6 protein-coding genes and 1 pseudogene are annotated in these 5247 nt (G+C 70.2%); 1 reads left to right on the top strand and 6 read right to left on the bottom strand.

All coding sequences use genetic code 11. The features are described from left to right. Window positions 1-809 (top strand): heavy metal sensor histidine kinase (locus tag D183_RS24160; protein ID WP_017908328.1); only part of this gene is annotated, 809 nt, incomplete at its 5' end. A gap of 15 nt (window positions 810-824) precedes the next feature. Here the strand turns inward: D183_RS24160 and D183_RS0106700 are convergent. From D183_RS0106700 to D183_RS24155, 6 genes and pseudogenes are all read right to left on the bottom strand, one after another. Then, a complete protein-coding gene (locus tag D183_RS0106700) occupies window positions 825-1718 on the bottom strand; it encodes an MBL fold metallo-hydrolase (protein WP_017908327.1) in 894 nt (297 codons plus the stop codon). 46 nt (window positions 1719-1764) lie between these two features. Continuing rightward, a complete protein-coding gene (gene ggt / locus D183_RS0106695) occupies window positions 1765-3522 on the bottom strand; it encodes a gamma-glutamyltransferase (RefSeq protein ID WP_017908326.1) in 1758 nt (585 codons plus the stop codon). Further along, window positions 3519-3803: a YfhL family 4Fe-4S dicluster ferredoxin gene (locus D183_RS0106690; protein ID WP_017908325.1), complete on the bottom strand. Its 285-nt coding sequence runs from the start codon at window positions 3801-3803 to the stop codon at window positions 3519-3521. Before D183_RS0106690 ends, ggt begins: the two co-directional genes overlap by 4 nt. A gap of 223 nt (window positions 3804-4026) precedes the next feature. Then, a complete protein-coding gene (locus D183_RS0106685; RefSeq protein ID WP_010342035.1) occupies window positions 4027-4521 on the bottom strand; it encodes a hypothetical protein in 495 nt (164 codons plus the stop codon). Between the two features lie 40 nt (window positions 4522-4561). After that, window positions 4562-5068, bottom strand: coding sequence for a pantetheine-phosphate adenylyltransferase (gene coaD / locus D183_RS0106680; protein WP_010342036.1), 507 nt, complete (start codon window positions 5066-5068; stop codon window positions 4562-4564). After that, window positions 5065-5247 (bottom strand): annotated as a pseudogene (locus D183_RS24155) (16S rRNA (guanine(966)-N(2))-methyltransferase RsmD); the annotation flags it as partial. The pseudogene D183_RS24155 and the gene coaD, both read right to left, overlap by 4 nt.

Here is a 5247-nt window from a genome sequence, read left to right as displayed (position 1 = left end):
CGCACGACCGGCGGCGGCTGGACCTGCCGCGGCTGCCGCGCGAACTGGAAGACCTGGGCGCCTCGTTGAACGCGGCCTTCGACCGGCTCGATGCGGCCTATGCGCAGCAGGAAAGCTTCAATGCCGACGTCGCCCACGAACTGCGCACGCCGCTGGCCAGCCTGATCGGCCAGACCCAGGTGGCGCTGACCCGCCACCGCGACACGCAACAGTTGCGCCAGGTACTGCAGTCGAACCTGGAGGAACTGGAGCGGCTGCGCGCGATCGTCGCCGACATGCTGTTCCTGGCCCGCGCCGAACAGGGCCAGCGTGCGCGCCAGTGCGAGGACGCCTCGCTGGCCGAGGAAGTCGGCAAGACCGTCGAGTTCTTCGAGGTGCTGCTGGACGAGGCCGGCCTGCAGGTGGAGGTGCGCGGCGACGTGGTGGTGCCGGTCGAGAAGTCGCTGCTGCGGCGCGCGCTGTCCAACCTGCTGCACAACGCCATCCAGCACTCGGCCGGTCACGCGCCGATCGTGGTGGAGATCGTGCAGCGCGGCGGCGAGGCGCTGATCGCCTTCTCCAACCCCAGCGTGGCGCTGGCGCCGGAGCATCTGCAGCGCCTGTTCGACCGCTTCTACCGCGGCGACGCCGCCCGCGCCAACAGCCGCGAAAGCCATGGTCTGGGGCTCGCGATCGTCAAGGCGGTGGCGACCATGCATGGCGGGCGCGTGTTCGCACAGCACCGCGACGGCATCACCACGATCGGGTTTTCGGTGGCACTGGACGGCACCGCTACCGGCGTGCCGGCGCACGCCGCGCTGCGCTGGTAAACCGCAACGCCGCGCTCAGGCGGCCAGTGCGCGCGCCTGCAGCGCCGGCAGTTCGTGCGCGGTGACGAAACGGCCCTTGGCATCGCGCTGCAGCTGCGCCAACGCGCAGTCTGGATCGTGGGTGAAGAACAGGCGCACGTCGCGGGCCAGCGCGTCTTCCAGGAATGCGCGCTTCTCGTCGATCAGCAGCTCGGCGTTGCGGTCGTAGCCCATGGTGATCGGCACGTGCACCCACGAACGGCCCGGGATCAGGTCGGCGCAGAACGCCACGCCGCCATGGGTCTGGCCGTCCTCGCCGTGTGTGGGGCCGACGATCTCGGCCAGCATCAGCCCCGGCGTGTGGCCGTCGCTGAAACGGAACCGCACCGCCTCGCCAAGCGCGCGCGAGTGCTCGCCGTCGACCAGCTCCAGCCGGCCGCTGGCCTCGAGCAGGCCGGGCAGTTCCGGGATGAAGCTGGCGCGGTCGCGCGGATGCGGGTGCAGCGCACGTTGCCAGTGCGCCGCGCCGACCAGGAACTGCGCGTTGGGAAACAGCAGTTCCGGCGCAGCGCCCTCGCGGTACGCGGCCAGCAGCCCGCCGGCATGATCGAAGTGCAGATGGCTCAGCACCACCACGTCGATGTCGGTGTGGGCGAAGCCGGCGTCCTGCAGCGAATCCAGCAGCACGTGGCGCGGCTCCTGCACGCCGTAGCGCTCGCGCAGCGCCGGCGCGAAGAACGCGCCGATGCCGGTCTCGAACAGCACCGTCTTGCCGGCCAGCGGACTGGCCAGCAGCGCGCGGCAGGCCAGCGCGATGCGGTTGCCGTCGTCGGGCGCGGCCCACTGCTGCCACATCGCCTTGGGCGCGTTGCCGAACATCGCGCCGCCGTCGAGTTTCTGCGAGTTGCCTTGGATGGACCAGAGTTTCATGGGCGGGGATTCGGGAGTCGGGATTGGGGATTCGCAAACGCGGGCGTCAGGGCGCCGGCGCGGTCTGCAGCACTTCGGCGCTGCCGACTTCGTTGCGCGGGTCGCTGCCGCCGCTGAGCACGTTGCGGCGCTTGTCCCATTCCACGGTCTGCAGGTTGCCCCAGACGTGGCTGGAGCCGTGGCCGTCCTCAGCCGTGTCGCCGGGCAGCTTGAGCGTGTGCCCCATCGCTTCCAGGCCCTTGGCCGTGGCCGCGTCGAAGGTGCCGGTTTCGGCCTCGATCACGTCCGGCAGCCACTGGTGGTGGTAGCGCGGCAGCGCGGCGACCTGCTGCGCCGTGAGGCCGTCGTCGTAGCCGAGGATGCCGAGCAGCACCATGGTGATGATACGGCTGCCGCCCGGGGTGCCGAGCACGATCGCCTTGTCCGCGTTCTCCATGAAGGTGGGCGACATCGAGCTGAGCGGGCGCTTGCCCGGCTTGGGCGCGTTGGCCGCGTAGCCCATCACCCCGAACGCGTTGGGCGTACCCGGACGCAGCGCGAAATCGTCCATCTCGTTGTTGAGCAGCACGCCGGTGCCCTTGGGGATCAGCCCGGAGCCGTATAGCAGGTTGACCGTCTGGGTGGCGCCGACGCGGTTGCCTTCGCCGTCGATGATCGAGAAATGCGTGGTCTCGTCGTCTTCCAGCGGGGTCGGCTGGCCGGACAGCAGGTCGCTGGGCGTGGCCTTCTCCGGATTGATCGTCGAGCGCAGGCCCACCGCGTAATCCTTGCTGAGCAGGATGCGCTGCGGCACGTGGGTGAAATCCGGGTCGCCCAGGAAGAAGGTGCGGTCGCGGTAGGCGCGGCGCATCGCTTCCACGGTCAGGTGCACGCGGTGCACCGGGTCCATGGTCTTGAGATCGTAGCCCTCCAGGATCTGCAGCATGCTGGCCAGGGCGATGCCGCCGGAGGACGGCGGCGGCGCGGTGGTGATGGTCCAGCCCTTGTAGTCGAAGCGGATCGGGGTGCGCTCCTTGACCGTGTAGCCGGCTAGTTCCTCCGCGGTCCAGCGCCCGCCGGCCTGCTTCACCCCGGCGAGCAGCTTCTTGGCGGTGGCGCCGCGGTAGAAGCCGTCGAAGCCCTTGTCGGCCAGCAGTTGCAGCGTGTTGGCCAGTTCCGGCTGCTTGAACACGTCGCCCACCGCGATCGGCCGGCCGTTGCGCAGATAGACCTCGCGGGTGCCGGGATAGCGCTCCATCACCTTGCGCCGCGACTGGTAGCCCTCGGCCATCCGCTCGTAGACGGGGAAGCCGTCGCGGGCGATGCGGATCGCCGGCGCCAGCGACTGCCGCAGCGGCAGCCGACCGTGCTTGGTCGCCAGTTCCACCAGCGCCGCCGGCAGCCCGGGAATGCCGGCCGACCACGGCCCGTTGATGGAGCGATCGCGGTCCAGCTCGCCCTTGGCGTCCAGAAACGCGGCCGGCGTCGCCGACTCCGGCGCGGTTTCGCGCGCGTCCAGCATCACGTCCTTGCCCGTCTTGGCGTCGTGCAGCAGGAAGAACCCGCCGCCGCCGAGGCCGGAGCTGATCGGTTCGACCACCGACAGCGTCGAGGACACCGCCACCGCGGCGTCGAAGGCATTGCCGCCCTCGCGCAGGATCTGCAGGCCGGCCTCGGTGGCCAGGCGGTGGCCGCTGGCGATCGCGGCGCCGGGCGGATGCGCGGCCGGGGCGGTGGCGGTCGCCTCGGCGACCGGCGCCTCGGCCCACGCCGACGGCGTCAGGACCAGGGCGAGCAGCAGGACACGGCGGACGAGGCTTCTCATGCGGCGGGGGGCTCCTGTGGGTACAACTCGGGGTGGTCGCGCTGCAGGCGCTGCAGCTTGGCCAGCAATTGCGCGTGGGTCTCCGGGATCGCCGGGTCCGGGTCGATGCATTCCACCGGGCACACCACCACGCACTGCGGCTCGTCGAAATGGCCGACGCATTCGGTGCAGCGGGCCGGGTCGATCACGTAGATCGTCTCGCCCATGGCGATGGCCTGGTTCGGGCAGGCCGGCTCGCAGACGTCGCAATTGACGCAGAGCTCGTTGATCTTGAGGGACATGTGGCGCACTTCGGCACTGACCGGTGCAGTTTACCGGATCGGGGCGGCACGGCCCTGCGAAGGCGGCGCCGGGGCGCGGAACGCTGTAATGCAGCGCAAGGCGGCTTGGGCAACTACCACGATGTGGCGCGGCACGCAGCAGAACTGCGCAGCGCAACCGCCCGTTGCGGGCGGCGCGGGATGGCGGAACCGGCGCGCATCGGCGCGCCGGTCCGCACGGGGCTTACTTGGCTTCGACGAAGATGTAGTCGGCGCCGGTCGGCTTGACCACGGCTTCGACGCGGGCGTTGTCGGCCGGAGCGCCGATGTAGACCACGCGCACGCCCTTCATGCTGTTGGCCTCGACCTTGGCGAACGCGGCGGCGATCAGGTCGGCCATCTTGGCCGAGGCCGAGGAACCGAACGCCAGCATGTTGCCCGGCTGGATGCCGCGGCCGATGGCGGTGGTGGCGCTTTCGACCTGGCGCTCGTACTTGGCCTGGAACTCCGGATCCGATTCCGGCGGCAGGTAATACAGGAACGGGCTGTTGGTGACGTTGCCCATGTTCTGGATCGCCACTTCCTGCAGGTACTTCTTCCAGCCGGCGTCGTCGTCCTTGGCCGGGGCGGTCAGCGCGGGCTGCGCGTCGGCGGCCGGCTTGGCGGCTTCTTCCTTCTTGCAGGCGGTGAAGCCCAGGGCCAGCGAAGCGATCAGCAACGCGCGTGCGGTGGTGTTCATGGAACGGCTCCCTCTGTGTCGTCAGTGAATGGTGGTCGGCTCAGCGCTGCGCGGCGGCCTGGCGGGCCTGGACCAGCGCCTGCACCACCGACGGCGGCACGAAGCCGGAGACGTCCCCGCCCAGGCGCGCGATCTCGCGCACCAACGAGGACGAAATGAAGCTGTGTTGCTCGGCCGGGGTGAGGAACAGCGTCTCCACCTCCGGGATCAGATGCCGGTTCATGCTCGCCATCTGGAACTCGTATTCGAAATCCGACACCGCGCGCAGGCCGCGCAGCAGCACGCCGCCGCCGACCGAGCGCACGAAATGCGCCAGCAGCGTGTCGAAGCCCAGCACTTCCACGTTGCGGTGCCCGGCCAGCGCCTCGCGGGCCAGCGACACGCGCAGGTCCAGCGGCAGGGTCGGCCCCTTGGAGGGGCTCTGCGCCACGCCCACGATCACCTGCTCGAACAGCGGTGCGGCACGGTTGACCAGATCGATATGGCCGTTGGTGATCGGATCGAAGGTGCCGGGATAGACGGCGATGCGGCTATGGGCCACGGTCATGCGTCGGGTACCGCGTGAAGGTCGCCGGGAAGTGTAGCAGCGGTGCGCCGGTACAGGGCAGCGCGCACCTCGCGGCTGCCGCCCTCGCGGTACAGCGCCCAGGACGCCGGCACTGCGGGCGCCTGCCCGGCCGGCGACTCCAGGTACAGCCAGGCATCGGCCGCCAGCCGCGCCGGCAG

Origin of the sequence: Xanthomonas sp. SHU 199 (assembly GCF_000364665.1) — a bacterium.
GTDB classification, from domain to species: Bacteria; Pseudomonadota; Gammaproteobacteria; order Xanthomonadales; family Xanthomonadaceae; genus Xanthomonas_A; species Xanthomonas_A sontii.
The sequence above is the reverse complement of the archived record's forward strand: the minus strand, read 5'-3'. Positions and strand labels throughout refer to the sequence as shown.